The following is a 20,070-nucleotide window of genomic DNA, read 5'->3' on the forward strand; positions in this document are numbered from 1 at the left end:
TTCTTGCTTGCTTCCCTGGAGATTTTGGGTGCAATATGGCGTTCTCTTTCGACATTCATATTATACAGCCGCAAAGTTTGCGAAAAGCTCTCTCTATTCTCCCTTCAAACTAAGAACAATTGGGATAAAATACCCTATTTAAGAAAGAGAATTATTTTTGTGAAATTTTATGATAAACTCAGGACAAGAGGTTTTACTTTATCACTTCCCTCATACTATAATCTGAGAGAGAACGATTGAAAGGAACCAATCATGGATAAAAAAATTGAAAATCTATTACTTACGGCCTTTGCCGCAGCTCTGATCGCCATGCTGGGCAGCTTATTTTTTTCCGAGATTAAACAATATGAGCCCTGCGTACTTTGCTGGTATCAGCGTATCATTATGTATCCCATGGCTGTCATTCTCGGGATTGCAACAGTAAAAAAAGACGCTTCCATCGCCATTTATACACTTGTTCTATCTGGAATCGGCATTTTGACTTCACTGTATCATTATTCTTTACAAAAAGTCGATTTCCTCTATGATGCCGCCCCTTCATGCGGACGCGTCCCATGCACTGGTGAATATATCAACTGGCTTGGTTTCATCACCATCCCATTTTTAGCCTTAACAGCATTCATCATTATCTTTCTAACAAGCTTCTTACTCTTAAAAACAGCAAGGGAGAATAAAAAATGAAAAAAGTCATCATCTTTTTAGTAGTAATAATCGGTATCTTCGCTGCCATCGCAGTCGTTACATCCATGCAGCAAAACCAGGCAGCAGAAGAGAATCCATACAATAAAGAAGATTTGGAACCTGCCACCATCGACCAGCTCGATGATCCCAACTATCAGAATCTGATCCTGCCGGATGAACTCCAAACCAAATTGGACAACGAAGAGGACGTCACTGTCTACTTCTACAGCCCGACCTGCTCGCACTGTCAAGCAACCACCCCAATCGTGGCCCCAATGGCAGAGGACATGGGAATCGACCTTGTTCAATACAACGTCTTGGAATTTGAACAAGCCTGGAATGAGTTTAACATCGAAGGCACCCCGACCATCATCCACTTTGAAGATGGCCAGGAAACAGCCCGAATCGTAAGCTCCCAGCCGGCGGAAACGTTTGAAGCCTGGTTTAATGAGAATGTGAAGTAAACTCAAAGAAAACGCTCAGATAATTTAAGCCTCTGAGCGTTTTTTGTGTGGTTTTAGAGCTGATTTAGGTCATCTGCAGGAAACAGACCAATTTAGAGCCAGGACACTTTGGTCAGTTACCGGAGTCTTGTTGTTATTAATGCAGGATTCTTTGGCGTTTTGAAGAGAACTGTAGTTGGAGACTAGTGCTATTGCTAGGAGAAGAACTGTTATGGATGAGATGATGATGGACTTTTTTTCATTTTGTAGTAATTCTCCCTTATTCTATTGCAACTATTCAATTTAATTTTATCTTAAATGTCCAACAGGATATTTTAGAAATTCAACCACGAATTTTACTGCTGTTTGGAAACCTATTAACAGGATGAAAGAAAAAGTCTTATTAACGGAAAACAGATGAAAAATATGGTAAAATCAACCTGAAAGGAGTGCTGCTGATTGAAAATAAAAGAACGCACCGAGTCAAAGGAATTAATGATTTATAGGGCTGTTCATTTCCGCAAGAGTTTAAATCGTGAGGAAGAAAAGCATTTTTTCAACATTGAGAAAGGCTTCCTTGGTGAACAGCATTTTGATGAGTGGCTGCAACCTGTTTTGAATGACAAGATTTTGCTGCCTGACATGCAGTTTATGAAAAACAGCAATTTTTCTCAAATTGACACCATTCTCTTAACCTCACAGCTAAATTACATTTTTGAAGTGAAAAACTATGAAGGCGACTTTATTTTGGAAGGAGACAGCTTGAATCGGACTGATGGAATAGACGTCAAAAATCCACTTCTTCAGATGAAAAGAAATGAACCTCTAGTTCGCAATGTATTACAAAACCTTGGGAACAATACCCCCATAGTATCTATAGCTGTCTTCGTAAACCCTCAATTTCACCTTTATAACGCTCCACAAAACCTGCCAATCATTTATCCTGCACAGCTTCCGCGCTTTATTGAAAAAATAAATCAGAAACCCTCTCATCTGAATAAAACCCAAATTGATCTCGCAAAAAAGCTGGTTTCCCGCACTCTGGCTGAAAATCCCTATGAACGCTTACCGCTCTATAAGTATGAGGAATTGAAGAAAGGCATAGTTTGTCCTTATTGCGGATGGTTTTACCGCTCTTATTCAAGGATGCTAAAATGTGAGAGTTGCAATAGAAAAGAGGATTCACTCGCCGCTGTATTACGCAGTTTGGAGGAGTTCAGGCTGTTGTTTCCGGAGAGAAGGCTTAGCCTTTCGCAGGCGTTTGATTGGTGCGGGATAATTAAAGATAAGAAGACAGTGCGAAAAATATTAAATACTGAATTCAATTTAACCCCCATAGGCAGAGGTTCTTACTACACAAAAAAGTAGAATGAAATAAGCTATGTTCGCGATTATTCAAGTAATATATTTGGGATATTATTAACCAATGCTCCCAATCATCCAATAGTATAGTAGGCTTTTTTGGGGATTCTACTTTTTCTTGTTTATCTTACCATTATCTTTGGAGTTCCTCTGGTTGATGGTACGATTCCCCGCTAATCTCACCACTATATTTGGGTTTCGTTTAGTTAATGGTATGTTTCTCAGCTTATCTTACCATTATCTTTGGATTTCCTCTGCTTAATGGTACGATTCTCCGCTTATCTTACCTCTATCTTTGGGTTTCGTTTAGTTAATGGTACGTTTCTCAGCTTATCTTACCATTATCTTTGAAGTTCCTCTGGTTGATGGTACGTTTCCCCGCTAATCTTGCCATTATCTTTGGGTTTCCTTTGGTTGATGGTACGTTTCTCGGTTAATCGTACCATTATCTTCGGGTTTCCCTTAGTTAATGGTATGTTTCTTGGCTAATCGTACCATTATCTTCGCATTCCCTCTGGTTAATGGTACGTTTCTCAGTTTATCTTACCATTATCTTCGCATTCCCTCTGGTTGATGGTACGATTCCCCGCTAATCTTACCATTATCTTTTGTTTTCACTTAGTTAATGGTACGTTTCTCTCCATCCTCCAACAAAATCTTTTAGAATGTTTGATTTCAAGTTTGCCTACTGGTACAAAAAAAACCACCAAGCCTAAGCTCAGTGGCCGATCATCCTGCCGAAGCAGAATATAGAGGAGAATTACAAGATGAATCAATGAAGAGATTGGTGAAGATCTCTTCTTGATTATCTATAAGTATGCCTGTCCCTCTCTTTTTTATTCATGGAAAAGCAAATTTTTTTCAAACAAGCAGCTGGTTGGCTGGTTTGGCATAGACGCTGACTTTGTCTTCGTAGTTGCAGTACTCCCGGAAATGATCCATATCAAATGGGAAGAAAAGATTGAAGCTCTTTAGGATTGATAGATTATGGTCATACATTTCCTCGTAATCGGATTTAGTCGTATCGGTCTCGATTAAGGAGATGAGTGTCTGCAGACTTGAGATCACCTGGAAAGCTTCTTTTAATGTACCGTTATACCTCGTGTAATCCGTATCCGTATGTAATACTTCAAGTTGTTCAAATTGCTCGATCTCATCATCTGTAAAATAACGAGGGAAAATAGTACAATAAATGTACGTGATAAGTTCTTGAATGGTTTCTTCCTGTTCCTCTGTGGAGGCCAATAGGATCTTCACTTTTAACCCACCTTTGTAACGTTTGTCATCTCTATGTAATAGTTATTCTTAGAATACCATAAATATAGTTCTTTCCGGGTGGTAATTATAGCCATGGTGACATCAGAACTAAATTATTTAAAGGAATAAATACCTACATAACAGCGCTATCATAAAAGGAAAAGGAGTTTTTTGATGAATACACAGGATAAAGGTCCTGAATTCGTTGTTTCCATTCCCGCCAAATGGGATAATGTTACAGCCGAAGCTTTGATGCGGGAGGTATGGCAGGCTCCTAAAAAAACGGTTCATCAACTCAGGATGGACAAAGCGGTCACGTTAAACGGAGTACCTATAAATTGGACTAAGCCACTCAGAAAAGGTGATAATCTTCACTTCTCAATAGATGAAAGAGATCATGGAGTCATCCCTTCGGAAATGCCGCTGCATGTACTTTACGAAGATGAGCACATGCTGATCGTCAATAAGCCTGCAGGGATGAATACACATCCGAATGATCCGGCAGTGGAAAAAGATACACTTGCCAATGCCGTTGCCTGGCATCTCCAGCAAAATGAGGAAAAAGCTGAGGTCCAGCATATTCACAGGCTTGACCGGGATACAACAGGGGCAGTTATTTTTGCCAAGCATGCCCTTGCAAAAGGAATCCTGGACCGCCTTCTTGCGGAAAGAAAAATTAAAAGAACCTATTGGGCGATCACCCATGGGTTGATGAAAACGAAGAAAGGCACGATTAACCAGGCAATCGGCCGGGACAGACACCATAATACACGAAGACGGGTTTCTCCGTCTGGCCAGTCTGCCATCACTCATTATCAAGTGCTGGAACATAACAAAACTAAAGGGTTAACTCTTGTTCAACTTGGGCTGGATACCGGCAGAACCCACCAAATCCGGGTACATATGAGTTCCATTGGACACCCTCTTGCTGGTGATACACTCTATGGAGGAAAACCGGTTGTACAGAGGCAGGCCCTTCATGCAAAGTATATCCAGCTGCTTCATCCGCTGACTGAGGAAACTATATCACTGGAGGCTCCTTTTTTAGATGATGTTCCGCTCTTTACTGCGTTCTTTGATTTATAAGGAACTTTTACACACAGAAAAGCAGGCACCCAATCGGATGCCTGCTTTTTTTAATCACTATTTATTTCAAACCGTTTTTAACAGCTTCTGTTACAGCTACAGTACGTTTAGCCTGATGCTTGACAGCTGCCTGCACATCTTCGACCATGTTGCCTTCCTGATCGACTGTTACGCTTGTGCCATATGGGTTTCCGCCAGCTGCGAACAATACTGGGTCAGTGTAGCCAGGTGCAGCTAAGATTGCTCCCCAGTGCATCATTGTTGTGTAAAGTGCAAGGATTGTTTGTTCTTGACCGCCGTGTGCGTTGGCAGCTGAAGACATTCCGCTCACTACTTTATTCGCCAGTTTGCCTTGCGCCCAAAGTCCGCCTGTGGAATCAAGGAATTGTTTTACTTGGCCAGGAACGTTTCCGTAACGTGTCGGCACACTGAAAATGATTCCGTCTGCCCACTCAAGATCTTCTGTAGTCGCTACAGGAACATCCTTTGTGTTTTCAAGATGCTGTTTCCAAGCCGGGTTGGAAGATACAGCCGCCTCTGGTGCAATCTCTTCAACTCTTAATAATTTTACTTCTGCGCCCGCTTCTTTTGCCGCCTCTTCTGCCCATTGTGCAAGCTGATAGTTTGTTCCAGTAGAACTGTAGTAGATTACCGCGATATTCGCCATTTGAAAGTCTCTCCTTTTCCTTCTCTATATTTTTAACCTGGGGACAGGTTAAATTCTTCCCAATATATCCGGGTTCTAGACCCATTCGCTACCTGTTACATTTCCCTATGTAGCCCGCAATAAACTATTTGAATTCATTTATCACGAAAATATTTATCTTTAATTCGAGATAATTATATCTCTTTATGAGCTTGTCTGTCAAATAAGAAAATTAAATATTTTTTGGTACTTATACACGTTAAAGCGCTAAGAGGGACTGTCCCTCTTAGCGCTTTAATACGGTGAAGTTTAAAAGTCAAAGTTGTCTGGATCTGCCCCGAATCTTTCGTCCATATTGAGTGAGTTGATTTGAGTCATGTCCTCGAGTGTAAGACTGAAGTCAAAAATCTCACTGTTTTCTTTCATTCGGCTTTCGTGTATTGATTTTGGAATGATGATGGTGTCATTTTGCAGGTGCCAGCGAAGAATGACTTGCGCCGGTGTTTTGCTGTGTTTATCTGCGATATGGTTCAAAGTCGGTTCCTCAAGCAGTTTTCCTCTGGCGATCGGCGACCAGGCTTCTACCGCAATACCGTTATTTTGGCAGTATTCTTTTAGTGGCTGCTGGCTTAACCGGGGATGAAGTTCGACCTGGTTAATAACCGGTTTTTCATTGCTTCCTTTCATCAATTCCTCCAGGTGGTGCTCCTTGAAGTTGCTGACACCTATCGCCTTGACAGTTCCTTCATTATATAACCGTTCAAGTGCTTTCCAGGTGTCTTTGTATTTATCTGCCACCGGCCAGTGAATCAAATAAAGATCAAGGTAGTCCATGTCCAGTTTATTCAGGGTGTTTTCAAATGCCCTTAATGAAGCATCATAGCCCTGATCCGTGTTCCACACCTTGGAAGTAATGAACAGGTTTTCCCTTCCGGCAGAGGATTCTTTTACAGCTTGGCCGACGCTTTCCTCATTTTCATGTAGTGATGCTGTGTCGATTGATTTGTACCCCAGATCTATTGCCGTCTTGATAGCACTCACTGCCTCGTCATGGTCTTCCATTTGATAAACTCCAAGACCGAGATAAGGAATTTCAACCCCGTTATGCAGTTTAAAAGTGCTTTGCAGATTCTTAACCATTTGCATTACCTCCTTTGTTCCATTGTACAAATCCTGGTTTAAAAACGCTAAAAAAATGCCCTCTCCCAATTTGCAGGAAAGGGCTTATTTATACTGCATGATTGAGACACTTTTCACTGCATCCGTCTAGGTTTATTCCAGCAAAAAATCCGCTTTATTTTTCCGAAAAATAAAGCCTGTGCAGCGGCCTGGTCATTCCGACATAAAGAAGTTTAATATCCAGCTCGTTTTCTTCTTTATATTGTTCGTCTATGGAGGCAATGATAACAGCGTCAAATTCGAGCCCTTTTGAAAGATAAGAAGGGACGACGACAATCTTATTCTTTGGAATGCTTTCCTGTTCGGCAAGAAGCTTCACTCCATCGGGGAACTTCTTTTCTAAAAGGGAGGCAATTTTTTCACAGTCCCTCATTGTTTTGCCTATTACAGCGAATGTCTGGAAATCCTCTTCTTCCCGCAGTTCTAAAATCAACTTGGACAGCCCCTCTGTTAATTCGTCTTCCTCCATATAAGAGAAGAATTGGGGCTTGTCCCCGTGTCTGACAACCGGTGTGACTTGCGGAAAATCATTGGGCAGCTTTTTTAACAGTTTGTTAGCTTCTTCCATTATTTCAATTGTGGTTCTGTAGCTTTTTTGCAGCTCGGTATAGGTCGCACGCGGAAAGATCTCTTTGTAAACAGGCTCCCATGATTTCAACCCGCGATAGGAATGTATTCCCTGGGCAAGATCGCCTACGAGGGTAAACATGTCGGTTTGCAGTGCGGTTTTCAGTGCATAAAGCTGCAGATAGCTGTAATCCTGGGCTTCATCGATGACGACGTTCTTGGCTTTGTAAAAAGAATCGATTCCATAAAGAGCAGTCTGCAGGTACAGAAGTGGAGCAAGGTCTTCCATTTCAAATGTCTTTTTCTTTAGCCTTTTCAGGGTGTATTCACATATTTCCCTTGCCTGTGCGGTGGACAGTTTTCCATTACTGTAATGAACAAGCTTATCCCAATCTGAAAACAATTCCTCATAGTATTGAAAAAGTGACTTTTTCTCGAATTGCTTCATGTATTGGGTCAGGCCTGTCCGGATTGACTTTTGGACGTCCTTCATTCTTTCCGCTTTTTTATCCAGGGCTTTGGAAATATACTCTTTCCGGTTAGCTGCGTATTTCTTATGGTAGAGAGCCTTTTCAATCTTTTCATCAAAAAATGTCTCTACTTTATCCACCATCATCTTCTTGTTGGACCGCACATAGCTTTGCAGCAGCAGCTTCAATTTTTCAACCCTTCTGTAAAGAGGCATGTACGTATAATCATCTTTTAAAAGAGAGGTGAATTTCTTCGCAGAGAAGAGCCGGTATTTATCAATGACAAAATCCTTCTCAGGGTAAAAGCGGGTTTCAATGTCGGCGATATAGGCATCGAGGATCTTCCTGAAATCCCTTGACCCTTTCCAGCCTGATATCCAAGCTGCCTGCTTAGCTTCCTCATCCGTTTTTTCGATCAGGGAGATCAATTTGTTATCCTCAGCGAGCTTCAGTTCCTTTTCCAGGCAGGTCATCACGTAATCACTGAAGGTCGTCTGGCGCACTTTTTCCACACCAAGTTCCGGAAGAGCTTCCGAGATGTAGTCAATGAAAAGATTGCTGGGCGCAAGAATCATCAATTGACGCGGATCGAAATGCTGTTTGTAGTTGTAGATAAAGTAGGAAATCCTGTGAAGGGCAATGGTTGTCTTACCGCTTCCCGCTGCTCCCTGGACAATGATTGGTTTATTAAGGTCTGCACGGATGATCCGATTTTGTTCCTCCTGGATGGTTGAAATGATTTCGGTCAGGCGGTTGCTGGAGCTTTTAGAAAGCGACTCTTGAAGCAGTTCGTCGGTAGTGGTCAAATCAATATCCCGGATTTCTTCCAGGCTCCCGTCCTCAATCATATACTGCCTCTTCAAGGAGAGGTGGCCATTATAAATTTCATCTTCGGCTTCGTAAGAAACATGACCAATACGGCCCTCATAATAGAGGTTGGCAATTGGAGAGCGCCAGTCGACAATGATTTGCTCCTGGTTTTCCCGCTGATAAAGCGACGTCTTCCCTATATAGTGCCTTTCTCCATCCTCAGAATCATCATGCTTAAAATCAATTCTGGCGAAATAAGGTTTCTTTTTCGCTTTAAGAAGCGCTTCCAACTCTTCCTTCGACATTTCGAAAAAGCTGGCATTGGTCAGGATATCGATATAGGCGGCGGATGACTCCAGCCAGTCGACATCACCAAAGGCACTTTCTATATTCTCTTTGAATTTGTCTTTGCTGGTCTGGGCAGTTTGAATGACAACATCGATGTAGCGTTTCGTGAATTCGAGCCTGTCTTTTTCTTTTAAAAAATCGGGGTGGTATTGAGTTTCGTTCGTCATGTATTTCTCCTTTCCATGTGATTTCAGCCGCAATGGAGAAAGTTGACAATTATGTAGGCGTTTTAGTGAGCAGAAGAATATATTATCAGAAAAATGGAACGAATACAATAATTATTCTGATAAAAAGAAAGATCTTATAGAATGGGGCTGGTTTAACGTTTCAGAACTTTAATAATTGATTCGAGGGACACCTGAATGCTATTTTCATACTCCTGGTGGCTCTCATGGCTTCCACGAAGGACACCTAAACGCTATTTTCACTCTCCTGATGCCTCCCAGAAAACCTTATCCCTTCATCTCCCCTCCCAACAGCCTGCCTGTGCCCGCACTAAAAGAGAGACTGACACCTCAAGGCATCAGTCTCTTTTCTTAAATCGTATCGATGTCCTTCTGCCTTTCACTGGGGGCAGGTCATCGTGTTTTTCATCCTGCATTTTCTTCAGGAGTTCCCTTATTTCTGTGAGGACTTCCAATTGAGTTGCCGACTTGATTTCATAAGCTTTGCCTTTTCCGCGCAGCCGATTAAAGACTTTGATCATGAGAAAGATTGATGCTGCCACGAGGAAGAAGTCCACCAAAGTTTGAATGAATGCTCCATAATAAATTACCTCTGCATTGACCCTGTAACTCAGTCCTGCAAAATTGACGCCGCCAAACAGCATCCCTATCACCGGCATCATCATATCTTTCACCAGAGACTCCACGATTTTGCTGAAGGCTGCCCCTATCATCACAGCCACAGCTAAGTCAAAAACATTTCCTCTTGAGATGAATTCCTTAAATTCTTTAAACATGATGTCCTCCATGCCCGCTCAATGGGTCACAAATTTCAAGCTCGTAACACTTTATGCGGCGGAGCACTGCTTAAGAAGCACCAACTTATGCAGTTTCAATCTCTTTTAAGGAATTGACTTTTACAATATAAACAATTTCCACAACCACTCCTATCAGCAAGGATGCAACCAAGAAATAAGACACGATGTCATTGAAAATCAAAATCGGCGGAAGGGCCATTATGGTAATCAGATTGAATACAAGATAAAAAGTTTTAAACCCGGATAATGACCTATGGAAATCATCCTCATTGTTTACCGCCTCCTGTAAAGCAGACAGGAGATTCATATGAAAGAAGAGCGAAAGGAAGGACACGATTCCTCCAATAATTACATGCCAAGTGACATCCTGCCCGGCTTGGTTCAAGTTAATATTAGTGAATCCGAAAATTTCAGTTATAGACAAGACTCCAAGTATCACTGCGGCAGTCTTTGCATATGAAAGCCACTTTGAATGAGGAAGTTCCTGCATTCCTTTATATAAAAGAATATATCCGATTCCATCGTGTACAAGGTCAATGGTGATAATACGTATATCGATCAGCAAAAACAGCAGGCCCCAGACAAGTAATTTGATTCCCTTTTCCATTACTGCTCACCCTCCTCCCTGAATTTCTTTAATTCTTTTATCTGCTTGGAGGTTAAATACGGTTGTTCAGTAATCCGGAGCATCCGCTGCTCTACCTCGTCATCTCCCATTTGGAAAACTCCTCTGACGTCTGCTTCTATCGCATGGATATGATTTTTATACATAAGGGATTTATCCACAAGGGCATTTATTTTCAGCGCGTCACTGGAATTTACTTTTATGGGAAGGGCGATGTCTTCTGCTCTCTCTATTTCTTTAGAAGAGATCAATTGCTCATGATTCCCTGAATTGTATGCTCTTCCAGACGTTTCGGCAGCAAGTTTTAAAACAGGTGATAGAACTTCCGGAAATGACATACTTATTTCTGTCAACTCACTGTCTTTCTGAACATTTCCAACTGAATAGGATTCTCCTGCATTGCTGCTGCCGCTGGTAGTAAAATCAACCACTTGACCTTCAGGATTCTGCTGTTCCATGGGGCTTAATTTTATTGTCCCAATATCCCCTTCGATTGCTGTTCCGTTAGAGAAATTGAACGTCAACTTATCCAATGTTATCTCCTCTTGCAGGCCGTCAATACTGATGATGGCTTCGTGTTGATTATAAATTCCTTCTCTATGAGTGATAGAATCATGCTCCACGAATATCATTTGCCCAGGCAGAGCCTTTGACTCTACGCTGACCAACTGAAAATGCTCATCCTGATTAGTAATATAGTATAGCGGAATATAATCAACAGTTGATTGAAAGTATTCTTTTTCATAGTAATGGGTTAAAAATAGCGGTTCTTGAAGCTGGGATGATTTCAAGTATGTATAGAAGCCCCCAACAAAGAGACCATACGCCAGCATAATAATAATTAAAGTCTTAATTTTCATAGTTCCCCTCCTTAATATTAATTTTAACAGAAGGGATACAGCCATAGACCCAAACAAGTTAAAAAGGGAAAGCAGCATCGTACTTTCCCGGTGATTTAGTATTTACAGCAGCCGATATCAAACTGGCAGATAGCCTGCAAACTTACTCACGATGACTATTAAAAGTAAGAAAGCGAGGGCAAACATCGTGATGATCAATATTTTTTCTTCTTTATTACCCTGCACATTAAACACCCTTCCTGCTCTTTGAACGCATACAAGTATTGAATATACGCAACTCCACCTTAAATATAAATCCCCCGTTCAAATCTATCTTAACCCTTTTTTGGTACCTTTTTAAGCTTTTGTAAAAGCACTAATTTTTGTGGTCATTTAATATAATATAAGAGATAAAAACTTTATTATCCACCGAGAAAGTCCGGCTGAAGAGATTTTTTCGAATGCGAAAACAGCTTTTGTAAATACTACTTATCAGCTTTTTGAAATCAATTCTTCTAATACATTGGTGAAGCCTGTACCTTGACGAAGAGGGACAACTTTTATAAGATGTCACTATTAATCATTACATAAGGCTCTTTTGGTGATTGCATTTTCTTTAATAATCCTGGTGAGCCAAAAAAAGTATACAGGGGATATCCGCAAGCAGCATCCTTACATAAAGACGACACTACATATTACTTTCAGGGGGTTATCATCTTGGAAAACATCTTTGATATTCTGACAGAAAGACGTTCAACCAAAAATTATGATCCAACGATTGAAATTTCGACAGACGAGTTAGTAGAAATACTCGAATTCGCCGGAAGAGCTCCGTCTGCCTGGAATCTGCAGCAATGGCATTTTCTTACGTTCCACAATAAAGAAGCCCAGGAAAAACTGCTGCCGATTGCCTATAATCAACAGCAAATCACCGATGCTTCAGCTGTCATTGCGGTCCTTGGCGATTTGGAAGCAAATAAAAATGCGGATCCCGTCCTGGATCCTTCCGTTGATAAAGGAGAAATGACTCAAGAATTGAAAGAAGTGCTTGTGCGCCAAATTGAAGGTGCTTATTCACGTGAGCATTATCCAAGGGACGCCGCTTTCAGCAACGCTTCTTTAGCAGCTATGCAGCTTATGCTGGCTGCCAAAGGAAAAGGCTGGGACACCTGCCCGATTGGCGGATTCAATCCACAAAAATTAATGGAAGAGTTCCATGTATCGGACCGCTACATCCCCATCATGCTGATCACGATCGGAAAACCGGCCAAAGAAGCGCGGAGGACTGACCGCCTTGACATCAAAAGCCTCATCACTTGGGCTAAATAAGAAGTCTGTTAAAAAAGAAGCTGGATTTCAGCTTCTTTTTTTCGGCTCTTCAATCCCCTTACTGGCAGGTTGTAGGCAGGAGAAGGAAGTTCTGGTTGCGGGCTTGCGGGCCAATATCTCAGCTTCCTTTCCTTCTCAGTGGCCCGTATCCAACGCTTGCGGGCCAGCATCCTTGCTATTTCTCCTTCTCATTGGTCCGTATCCATCGCTTGCGGGCCAGTATCTCTGCTGTCTCCCCTTCTCAGTGGCCCGTATCCAGCGCTTGCGGACCGCTATCCCAGCTATTTCTCCTTCTCATTGGCCCGTATCCAACGCTTGCGGGCCAATATCTCAGCTATTTCTCCTTCTCATTGGCCCGTATCCAACGCTTGCGGACCGCTATCCCAGCTATTTCTCCTTCTCAGTGGCCCGTATCCAACGCTTGCGGACCAGTATCTCTGCTGTCTCCCCTTCTCAGTGGCCCGTATCCAACGCTTGCGGACCAGTATCTCTGCTGTCTCCCCTTCTCAGTGGCCCGTATCCAGCGCTTGCGGACCAGTACCCACAATAATTCTTTCACAAAAAAGCCGGCAGCATCTGCTGCCAGCCCCTCTTCAGTTACTCTATTTTTAAAAGCTCTTTGGTCACACCCCTGATGATTTCAGGAAGGGTTGAGAATGTGTATGGTTTATAAACTCTTTCTGTCCACTGATGGCCGTCTTTTCCGTAAACGCCAATGTTGATTGAGGGGATATTGAGCTCACGGATGCGGTCAATCGGCACAGGATAAAGTGATTCGAGCATTGGCATATTGTCCTTGAAGGCTTCGATTTCTTCATCACTTTCATGCAGAGAAAGAAAGCTTCCATCCGCCAGGTACGGGAAGAATCGTTTGATTTCGAATTCCTCGCCCGTTTCTTCAGCGGTTTTTTCCAGGCATGCCTTCAGTACTGTATTTACTTTTTTCCCATATTCATTTTCATTGTTTAAGTAGTTATGAGGCAGAAATGGCGGCGCGAAGAAGATGATGACCCGGGGTGTTTTGTCGGGATCAAGCTTCTGAAGCTCTTCTACAATGGTGAAGGCAATTTCTCGGTTATCCTCCCCCCTCATCCTTTCCAATGTTTCGTTCATCACCTTGTCAGGATTCAATCCTTTTTCCCTCAGGTCCTCTACTAAATCTTCGAAAGCTGTGACCTCAACCTTCCATGACAGCTCCCTTTCCGGGAAGTCATGCAGGCTGCGGTATTTTTCATATTTTTCTTTTGAAGAAGCTTCCAATTCCAAGACCGAGTCCTTTGCAATGTTCAAAAGCTCCTCCAGCACCTCTTTAGATGTCTTTTCATATACGAAATAGTTGAAATACATTCTGGTTTCCAGCGGGGTCTGTACATTATAGACGTTCTTCCTGTCTTTCATATATAGGCAGGAAGGCGGCAGGATAAACTCTCCTTCTATGTCTTCCAGGAGGTCGATATTCTGATTGACCCGCAGATTGATATGAGAAGCGATCCTGGTAGGATCAATGGAGGTCAGGATATCACCGACATGCGCTTCACGACCGGCTATATAAAAACAAGGCAGCAGCTTTCCGGCAGCACCCGTGTATATATATCGTTTGCAGTCACCATCATAGACAGGAGATATAAAGTCATTGTTGATGGCAGCGAGAAATTGAGTTCCTTCCATCTTTAAACGGTACAATTCATCAATGGCCGTAATCATACCCGCGTGTTCACTTTCTTCATCAGGATTAAACAGGAAAAGAAGGCTTCCTTCCAATTGTTCAGACATGCTTGAAAAATAAAGAAGGTTTGCCAGGTGTACAGCTATCCCGCTTTGCATGTCAAGCGAGCCCCGGCCGAACATCCACTTGCCTGACTGAGCATCTTTTTTAACCTTTTCATCTCCATCATACCTGGAGAAGAACGTTTCCAGAAATTCAGGGTCATGTCCAGCTGGTTTAAGGATTCCGAAATCGTCTGTTCCTACAGTATCGAGGTGGGCATGGAACAGCAAAGTCCGTTCTGATTTCCCGCTTATTTTCGCAAAAACATTGAAGCGTCCGTGATTGTCACCGGGAACTGGCTGAGTCCAGAGATTCTCGGGATTCTGCTGAAAATAAGGAAATGTTTCAATGATCGCTTTTATTTGCTCAGCTTTCCTTCTTTCTCCATCTGTATTATTGTAACTAGCATGATCAATAAGAGTTTTGGTCAACAATTCAATCTGGTCATAGACGGATTTCCCTTGAAGTTCACTATACACTTCCTGAACACCCTTTCATTTCTGTGTTTTTACTATCTTACCGAAGTCACCTTCCATTTGGAAGTAATTGCGGTTAAAAAAATGTATAGATTTTATGAATCCTCTTGAAAAAACATCTGTTAACGAATAATATAGAATTTGTGTTTAAAAATTGTTCGTCTTTTTGGAGGTTTCTCTATGTTTAAATTAAAAGAAAATAATACAAGTGTCAGGACTGAAATCATTGCAGGAATAACAACCTTTTTAACAATGGTATACATCGTGATTGTCAATCCTGTTATCCTGGCAGATGCGGGAGTCCCTTTTGACCAGGTATTTACAGCGACAATCATCTCCGCTATTGTCGGCACACTATGGATGGCTCTGTTCGCCAACTATCCAATTGCGATAGCTCCCGGAATGGGATTGAACGCTTATTTCACCTATTCAGTGGTAGGTGCCAATGAAAATATCTCTTATGAAACAGCTTTCGCAGCAGTATTTGTTGCCGGGGTCATTTTCGTTATTTTGTCCCTGACACCTTTTAGAAAAAAACTGATCGAAGCAATCCCGGAAAACTTAAAACACGGAATCACCGCTGGTATCGGGTTATTCATCGCTTTTATAGGCTTGCGCCTGACCGGAATCATCACTTCTCATCCAGAAAACCTGGTAGCCCTGGGTGATCTTCATTCTTCTTCAGTAGTGCTGGCATTAGTCGGCCTGGCTGTCACTTTGGTCTTGATGGTTCGCAACATTCACGGGGCGCTGTTCCTTGGCATGATCGTTACGGGAATCATCGCATTCTTTACAGGTGATTTGAAATTTGAAGGTATTGCCTCTCTTCCTTCCCTTCCTGAAGGATTGATTGTTGCCAATCCCATTACGGCATTTGCCGATGTATTTCAACACAGCTTGTACGCTGTCGTTTTCTCCTTCCTGCTTGTAACGATTTTTGATACGACAGGAACGATGATAGGTGTTGCCGAGCAGGCCGGATTGATGAAAGGCAAATCAATGCCTCGTGCCAGAGCAGCCCTTTTGGCCGATTCTGCCGGAACAACTGTCGGAGCAATGTTTGGTACAAGCCCGACGACAGCTTATATTGAATCTTCAGCTGGTGTTGCTGCAGGTGGAAGAACAGGACTCACATCTTTAACCGTTTCCGTTCTATTTGTAGCTGCAGCCTTCTTTGGCCCTCTGGTAAGTGCGGTTTCGGGCATCTCAGCCATCACAGCTCCTGCCCTGATCATCGTCGGCAGCCTGATGATGGGAAGCATCTCCCATATTAAATGGGGAGAGCTGGACGAAGCATTTCCTGCCTTTTTGATCATCCTCAGCATGCCGCTGACTTCCAGTATCGCTACAGGAATCGCTCTTGGATTCATTTCCTACCCGCTATTGAAAGTGGTCAAAGGACAATGGAAGCAAGTTCATCCGCTTGTATACCTGTTCGCCGTACTGTTTATGTATCAATTGGCCTTCCTGCCTCACTAATATAGCACTCCTAGCCTGAACTCCCTAAGTGGAGTTCAGGCTTTTTTATTTGGGAACATGTTCTTTGGAGCTCGACCCAGTTCATGTACCCATGATGGCTCTTTGGGGACATGTTCTTTGGAGTTCGACCCAGTTCATGTACCCATGACGGCTCTTTGGGGACATGTTCTTTGGAGTTCGACCCAGTTCATGTACCCATGACGGCTCTTTGGGTACATGTTCTCTGGAGTTCGACCTAGTTCATGTATCCAAGGCGGCTCTTTGGGGACATGTTCTCTGGAGTTCGACCCAGTTCATGTACCCATGACGGCTCTTTGAGGACATGTTCTCTGGAGTTTGCCCTCGCTCATGTACCTATGCCGGCTCTTTGGAGACATGTTCTCTGTATTTCGCCCCCTTTCATGTACCCCAAGCCCGCTCTTTGGAGACATGTTCTAGGTTCTCCGAAGTCAGCACTCGTTCATGTCCTTCATCAAAACGATTCCGTCCTCAGCAAGACAAACATAACTATTTGAACTTATGCAGGAGCCACACTTTGGAAAAACTTTAAAGGCACAAAATTATCACATGATTTTTTCTACATAGTGTGTTATATTTATATTGTGAAATGATTCACAAATACAAAAAACCAATTATTAACCAAACAAAAAACTCAAACAAGGGTGATTACATTGGCAAATTTCAAAAGTAAAGTTGCTTTAATTGGAACTGGATTCGTCGGATCAAGTTATGCCTTTGCATTATTGAATCAAGGTGTGGCCCGGGAGCTTGTACTTATTGATTTGAACAAAGAAAAAGCAGAAGGAGATGCACGGGACCTCAACCATGGCCTTCCTTTTTCTTCTCCTTTGAAAATCTGGGCAGGCGACTACAGTGACTGCAGTGATGCCGACCTTGTTGTAATAACTGCTGGGGCGAATCAGGGACCTGGAGAAACCAGATTAGACCTTGTTGAAAAAAATGTGAAAATCTTTAAAAGTATAGTTGGAGAAGTTATGAAAAGCGGATTTGATGGTATTTTTCTTGTAGCTACCAATCCGGTCGACATACTGACCTATGCCACATGGAAATTTTCAGGACTGCCGAAAGAAAGAGTAATCGGGTCTGGTACAATTCTCGACACTGCACGCCTGCGTTATCTGCTCGGCGACCATTTTGATATTGATGCACGAAACGTCCATGCTTATATCATGGGTGAACATGGAGATACCGAATTTCCCGTCTGGAGCCATGCAACCATTGGGGCCAGCCCTTTGCGGGAGATGATTGATATGGATGACCCTCAAACCCAAAAAGAACTGGAAGAGATTTTTGTCAATGTCCGGGATGCCGCCTATCATATTATCGAGAGAAAAGGTGCTACCTATTATGGAATTGCAATGGGATTGGTGAGAATCACGAAAGCTGTTTTCAATAATGAAAACAGTATCCTGACTGTTTCTGCTTTGTTGGAAGGAGAATATGGCATGGATGATCTTTACATCGGAGTACCGGCCATCATTAACCGGGATGGCATCAAAAAAGTGATCGAAATGCCACTGAACGAGAAGGAAAAGGAACAGTTTGCCCACTCTGCCACCACCTTAAAAAGTGTAATCGACAGAGCTTTTCAGCAATAGGCTGAATCCGCACCACCAATTCAGCATAAGACACAGGCGTATGCCCCTCTGCATATAGTGAAAGTGACTATATTTGAGAGGGGTATTTTCTATGTATGATTATCGGCAAATGCAATTTCCCGGGTTCCCTCCCGGACAAGGCGGCCCCGGATTTCCTTCCTTTCCTCCAGGCGGACAGGGGCAGGGCTTTCCAGGATATCCTCCCGGGCAGCAAGGGATGGGTCAGGGGCAGGCTCCGGCTGGACCTCCGCCTTCCTTTACACCAACACAAGCCACCGCACAGACACTCAGTACAGGAGGACAGGGACCAAGTGCTTTTGCAATAGATCCAGGTGCCATCAGAAGATGCCTGTTCCGTTACACATATCTTTGGCTCACCAGCGGCCAGTCCTTCTGGTTCTACCCAACTTTCATCGGGCGCCAGTCGATTTCCGGTTTTAGATGGACCGGTTTCAGATGGGTGTTCTATGGAACCGACCTGCGGAGAGTCCGTTCCTTCCAGTGCTTTTAGGTGATGGGGATGTATTATCAGCAGCCCTACAGAAACGTACCGGAAAAAAAGAGCAGCAGAACGGTGACCGTCACTGGCGAACAAACAATAGATGCCCGGCCTGACATGGCGGTTGCCCAAATTGGAGCAGTGACCAGTGATAAGGAATTAACGGAAGCACAAAGTTTGAATACAGAAATAAGCACGGCTATCTTAAATTCCTTCAAGCAGAACGGTATAGCTGAAAAGGATATTCAAACATCGACTTATCAGATTTATCCACAGTATGATTATCAGGATGGAAAACAGCTATTCAAAGGATATGAAGTCAGGCAGGTCTTTTCTGTAAAAATCAGAGACATTGAAAAAATTGGCGAGGTTATTGATGACGCAGTACAAAGCGGAGCCAACATTATAGAAAGAGTCCAATTTGCTGTAGCGGACCCCGGAGTCTTCTATCAACAGGCATTAACGGAAGCTTATGTGGATGCGTTAGAAAAGGCACAAGTCCTTGCAGCTTCATCAGGGACCACACTAAACCCTGCACCGCTGGAAATCAACGAAGATACAAGCATTCCAATGATTCCAGCTCCCGGAAAAGCGTTTGTCCTCGCTGCCGAAAGCACGGCACCAGTACAGCCTGGTGAGATTGGAATCACAGCCCGGCTGACTGTTAAGTATAAGTTGATGAAGTAAAAAATATTCATACCCGCGAGTGCACGAATTGAAATCGCTTTTCATTGCACTTAAGTATAATAAGAGAAGCCAAAAAACACCCTTGATGGTGTTTTTTGCTTTTTCAGCTTATTTTTTCTCATGAACATATTTATTCATGTCAATTTTTCCTCTATTGCTTTACCGGATAATGATATTGATTAGGAACAAAATAAAGAAGTCCCAAATGGACAAACGAATTCAGGGAGGTCATCCGTTTGCAAATAAACAATCAATCACAGCAGCAGCCTATGCCTATCCAGCCATCCCCCACTGGACAGCCGCAAGCTAATCACGGCGGCCATGAAGTATTCGATGCACATGAAAATTTATCAACCCTGGTGGATGTTCTGGATCAGTATATGATGTTTCAGCAATATATCACTGACCCTGAGCTCAATACAATCCTTATGCAGCAGCGCAGTTTTATTGAACAGACATACAATTGCGCTGTTGAAACATTTACGACAGGCATGGACCCTTCCCAGCCGACACAGCAATATAAAATGAACCAAAATAACACTGTCACTTATGGTCTTACGCCTTCACAGCCAAGAAAACCAGCTGAAAGTCTTCCAGAGATCAATGACATGAAGATATCTGGACAGATGCTTGGTTTGGTGAAGTCAACAGCCTCTCTTCTGACAATGACTGCTTTAGAAGTGACCAACCCGGTCCTCCGCAGGGTATATGCTGACAGCGTGCCTAACTTCATTGAGATGAGCTATGAGATCTTTTTATACCAAAATAAGCATAAATACTATCAGGTGCCGCGCCTTCAGCAGCAGGATATGCAGCAAATGCTTCAAGGCTTTGCGCCTTCAGCGGGAGCTTCTATGCCGCAAAATACTAAGCTTCAATAAGCAAAAGAGGGATTTCCCGATACTAGGAAATCCCTCT

General features: G+C 42.8%; 20 protein-coding genes. 10 read left to right on the forward strand and 10 right to left on the reverse strand.

The genetic code is table 11. The annotated features are described in order from the left end of the window. The first annotated feature begins 252 nt into the window (after window positions 1–252). The 3 genes from B9Z54_RS21405 to B9Z54_RS21415 all read left to right on the forward strand — a co-directional run bounded on the left by B9Z54_RS21405 (window position 253) and on the right by B9Z54_RS21415 (window position 2,492). Window positions 253–681: a disulfide oxidoreductase gene (locus B9Z54_RS21405; RefSeq protein WP_113930404.1), complete on the forward strand. Its 429-nt coding sequence runs from the start codon at window positions 253–255 to the stop codon at window positions 679–681. Then, a complete protein-coding gene (locus B9Z54_RS21410; protein WP_113930405.1) occupies window positions 678–1,145 on the forward strand; it encodes a thioredoxin family protein in 468 nt (155 codons plus the stop codon). Before B9Z54_RS21405 ends, B9Z54_RS21410 begins: the two co-directional genes overlap by 4 nt. A 438-nt stretch (window positions 1,146–1,583) precedes the next feature. Beyond that, window positions 1,584–2,492: a nuclease-related domain-containing protein gene (locus tag B9Z54_RS21415; RefSeq protein ID WP_240190051.1), complete on the forward strand. Its 909-nt coding sequence runs from the start codon at window positions 1,584–1,586 to the stop codon at window positions 2,490–2,492. Window positions 2,493–3,347: 855 nt separating this feature from the next. Here B9Z54_RS21415 and B9Z54_RS21420 read toward each other — a convergent pair. Further along, window positions 3,348–3,743 (reverse strand): DUF5365 family protein, encoded by a 396-nt coding sequence (locus B9Z54_RS21420; protein WP_113930406.1) that lies wholly within the window; start codon window positions 3,741–3,743, stop codon window positions 3,348–3,350. 174 nt (window positions 3,744–3,917) lie between these two features. Here B9Z54_RS21420 and B9Z54_RS21425 point away from each other — a divergent pair, with 174 nt between their 5' ends. Next, on the forward strand, window positions 3,918–4,829 hold the full coding sequence (locus tag B9Z54_RS21425) for an RluA family pseudouridine synthase (protein ID WP_113930407.1): 912 nt from the start codon (window positions 3,918–3,920) through the stop codon (window positions 4,827–4,829). Between the two features lie 61 nt (window positions 4,830–4,890). On the opposite strand, the gene wrbA is transcribed toward B9Z54_RS21425, so the two are convergent. From wrbA to B9Z54_RS21455, 6 genes are all read right to left on the reverse strand, one after another. Then, window positions 4,891–5,496 (reverse strand): NAD(P)H:quinone oxidoreductase, encoded by a 606-nt coding sequence (gene wrbA, locus B9Z54_RS21430; RefSeq protein ID WP_113930408.1) that lies wholly within the window; start codon window positions 5,494–5,496, stop codon window positions 4,891–4,893. A gap of 288 nt (window positions 5,497–5,784) precedes the next feature. After that, window positions 5,785–6,615, reverse strand: a complete 831-nt coding sequence (locus B9Z54_RS21435) for an aldo/keto reductase (RefSeq protein WP_113930409.1) — start codon at window positions 6,613–6,615, stop codon at window positions 5,785–5,787. A gap of 154 nt (window positions 6,616–6,769) precedes the next feature. After that, window positions 6,770–9,016 (reverse strand): RNA polymerase recycling motor HelD, encoded by a 2,247-nt coding sequence (gene helD, locus B9Z54_RS21440; RefSeq protein WP_113930410.1) that lies wholly within the window; start codon window positions 9,014–9,016, stop codon window positions 6,770–6,772. Window positions 9,017–9,372: 356 nt separating this feature from the next. Continuing rightward, the gene (mscL, locus tag B9Z54_RS21445; RefSeq protein ID WP_113930411.1) at window positions 9,373–9,810 is read right to left on the reverse strand and encodes a large conductance mechanosensitive channel protein MscL; all 438 of its coding nucleotides are present in this window, start codon (window positions 9,808–9,810) and stop codon (window positions 9,373–9,375) included. Between the two features lie 85 nt (window positions 9,811–9,895). Further along, on the reverse strand, window positions 9,896–10,438 hold the full coding sequence (locus B9Z54_RS21450; protein WP_113930412.1) for a hypothetical protein: 543 nt from the start codon (window positions 10,436–10,438) through the stop codon (window positions 9,896–9,898). Continuing rightward, a complete protein-coding gene (locus B9Z54_RS21455) occupies window positions 10,438–11,316 on the reverse strand; it encodes a hypothetical protein (protein WP_113930413.1) in 879 nt (292 codons plus the stop codon). Before B9Z54_RS21455 ends, B9Z54_RS21450 begins: the two co-directional genes overlap by 1 nt. A gap of 696 nt (window positions 11,317–12,012) precedes the next feature. Between B9Z54_RS21455 and B9Z54_RS21460 the strand changes: the two genes are divergently transcribed. Next, window positions 12,013–12,624 carry a nitroreductase family protein gene (locus B9Z54_RS21460; protein ID WP_205207751.1) on the forward strand — a complete coding sequence of 204 codons (612 nt, stop codon included), beginning with the start codon at window positions 12,013–12,015 and terminating at the stop codon, window positions 12,622–12,624. 8 nt (window positions 12,625–12,632) lie between these two features. Here the strand turns inward: B9Z54_RS21460 and B9Z54_RS25045 are convergent, their stop codons facing one another. The 3 genes from B9Z54_RS25045 to B9Z54_RS21465 all read right to left on the reverse strand — a co-directional run bounded on the left by B9Z54_RS25045 (window position 12,633) and on the right by B9Z54_RS21465 (window position 14,871). Next, window positions 12,633–12,794 carry a hypothetical protein gene (locus B9Z54_RS25045; RefSeq protein ID WP_162785319.1) on the reverse strand — a complete coding sequence of 54 codons (162 nt, stop codon included), beginning with the start codon at window positions 12,792–12,794 and terminating at the stop codon, window positions 12,633–12,635. A 230-nt stretch (window positions 12,795–13,024) separates the two neighbouring features. Continuing rightward, a complete protein-coding gene (locus B9Z54_RS25050; RefSeq protein WP_162785320.1) occupies window positions 13,025–13,183 on the reverse strand; it encodes a hypothetical protein in 159 nt (52 codons plus the stop codon). A gap of 38 nt (window positions 13,184–13,221) precedes the next feature. Further along, the gene (locus B9Z54_RS21465; protein ID WP_113930414.1) at window positions 13,222–14,871 is read right to left on the reverse strand and encodes a M20/M25/M40 family metallo-hydrolase; all 1,650 of its coding nucleotides are present in this window, start codon (window positions 14,869–14,871) and stop codon (window positions 13,222–13,224) included. Between the two features lie 177 nt (window positions 14,872–15,048). On the opposite strand from B9Z54_RS21465, the gene B9Z54_RS21470 reads away from it, so the two are divergent. The 5 genes from B9Z54_RS21470 to B9Z54_RS21490 all read left to right on the forward strand — a co-directional run bounded on the left by B9Z54_RS21470 (window position 15,049) and on the right by B9Z54_RS21490 (window position 20,033). Then, window positions 15,049–16,347 carry an NCS2 family permease gene (locus B9Z54_RS21470; RefSeq protein ID WP_113930415.1) on the forward strand — a complete coding sequence of 433 codons (1,299 nt, stop codon included), beginning with the start codon at window positions 15,049–15,051 and terminating at the stop codon, window positions 16,345–16,347. 671 nt (window positions 16,348–17,018) lie between these two features. Continuing rightward, a complete protein-coding gene (locus B9Z54_RS21475) occupies window positions 17,019–17,966 on the forward strand; it encodes an L-lactate dehydrogenase (protein WP_113930416.1) in 948 nt (315 codons plus the stop codon). A gap of 91 nt (window positions 17,967–18,057) precedes the next feature. After that, window positions 18,058–18,477 (forward strand): transporter, encoded by a 420-nt coding sequence (locus tag B9Z54_RS21480; protein WP_240190052.1) that lies wholly within the window; start codon window positions 18,058–18,060, stop codon window positions 18,475–18,477. 9 nt (window positions 18,478–18,486) lie between these two features. Then, window positions 18,487–19,152, forward strand: a complete 666-nt coding sequence (locus B9Z54_RS21485; RefSeq protein ID WP_162785321.1) for an SIMPL domain-containing protein — start codon at window positions 18,487–18,489, stop codon at window positions 19,150–19,152. A 269-nt stretch (window positions 19,153–19,421) separates the two neighbouring features. Further along, window positions 19,422–20,033, forward strand: a complete 612-nt coding sequence (locus B9Z54_RS21490; protein WP_113930454.1) for a spore coat protein — start codon at window positions 19,422–19,424, stop codon at window positions 20,031–20,033. Window positions 20,034–20,070 lie beyond the last annotated feature (37 nt).

Origin of the sequence: Bacillus sp. P14.5 (assembly GCF_003316765.1) — a bacterium.
GTDB lineage: Bacteria > Bacillota > Bacilli > Bacillales > Bacillaceae_B > Rossellomorea.

Coding starts and splice junctions, on each gene's coding strand:
- B9Z54_RS21405 (WP_113930404.1), top strand. CDS start 253: ATGGATAAAAAAATTGAAAATCTATTACTTACGGCCTTTGCCGCAGCT.
- B9Z54_RS21410 (WP_113930405.1), top strand. CDS start 678: ATGAAAAAAGTCATCATCTTTTTAGTAGTAATAATCGGTATCTTCGCT.
- B9Z54_RS21425 (WP_113930407.1), top strand. CDS start 3,918: ATGAATACACAGGATAAAGGTCCTGAATTCGTTGTTTCCATTCCCGCC.
- wrbA (WP_113930408.1), bottom strand. CDS start 5,496: ATGGCGAATATCGCGGTAATCTACTACAGTTCTACTGGAACAAACTAT.
- B9Z54_RS21435 (WP_113930409.1), bottom strand. CDS start 6,615: ATGGTTAAGAATCTGCAAAGCACTTTTAAACTGCATAACGGGGTTGAA.
- helD (WP_113930410.1), bottom strand. CDS start 9,016: ATGACGAACGAAACTCAATACCACCCCGATTTTTTAAAAGAAAAAGAC.
- mscL (WP_113930411.1), bottom strand. CDS start 9,810: ATGTTTAAAGAATTTAAGGAATTCATCTCAAGAGGAAATGTTTTTGAC.
- B9Z54_RS21450 (WP_113930412.1), bottom strand. CDS start 10,438: ATGGAAAAGGGAATCAAATTACTTGTCTGGGGCCTGCTGTTTTTGCTG.
- B9Z54_RS21455 (WP_113930413.1), bottom strand. CDS start 11,316: ATGAAAATTAAGACTTTAATTATTATTATGCTGGCGTATGGTCTCTTT.
- B9Z54_RS25045 (WP_162785319.1), bottom strand. CDS start 12,794: ATGCTGGCCCGCAAGCGTTGGATACGGGCCACTGAGAAGGAAAGGAAG.
- B9Z54_RS21470 (WP_113930415.1), top strand. CDS start 15,049: ATGTTTAAATTAAAAGAAAATAATACAAGTGTCAGGACTGAAATCATT.
- B9Z54_RS21480 (WP_240190052.1), top strand. CDS start 18,058: ATGTATGATTATCGGCAAATGCAATTTCCCGGGTTCCCTCCCGGACAA.
- B9Z54_RS21485 (WP_162785321.1), top strand. CDS start 18,487: ATGTATTATCAGCAGCCCTACAGAAACGTACCGGAAAAAAAGAGCAGC.
- B9Z54_RS21490 (WP_113930454.1), top strand. CDS start 19,422: ATGCCTATCCAGCCATCCCCCACTGGACAGCCGCAAGCTAATCACGGC.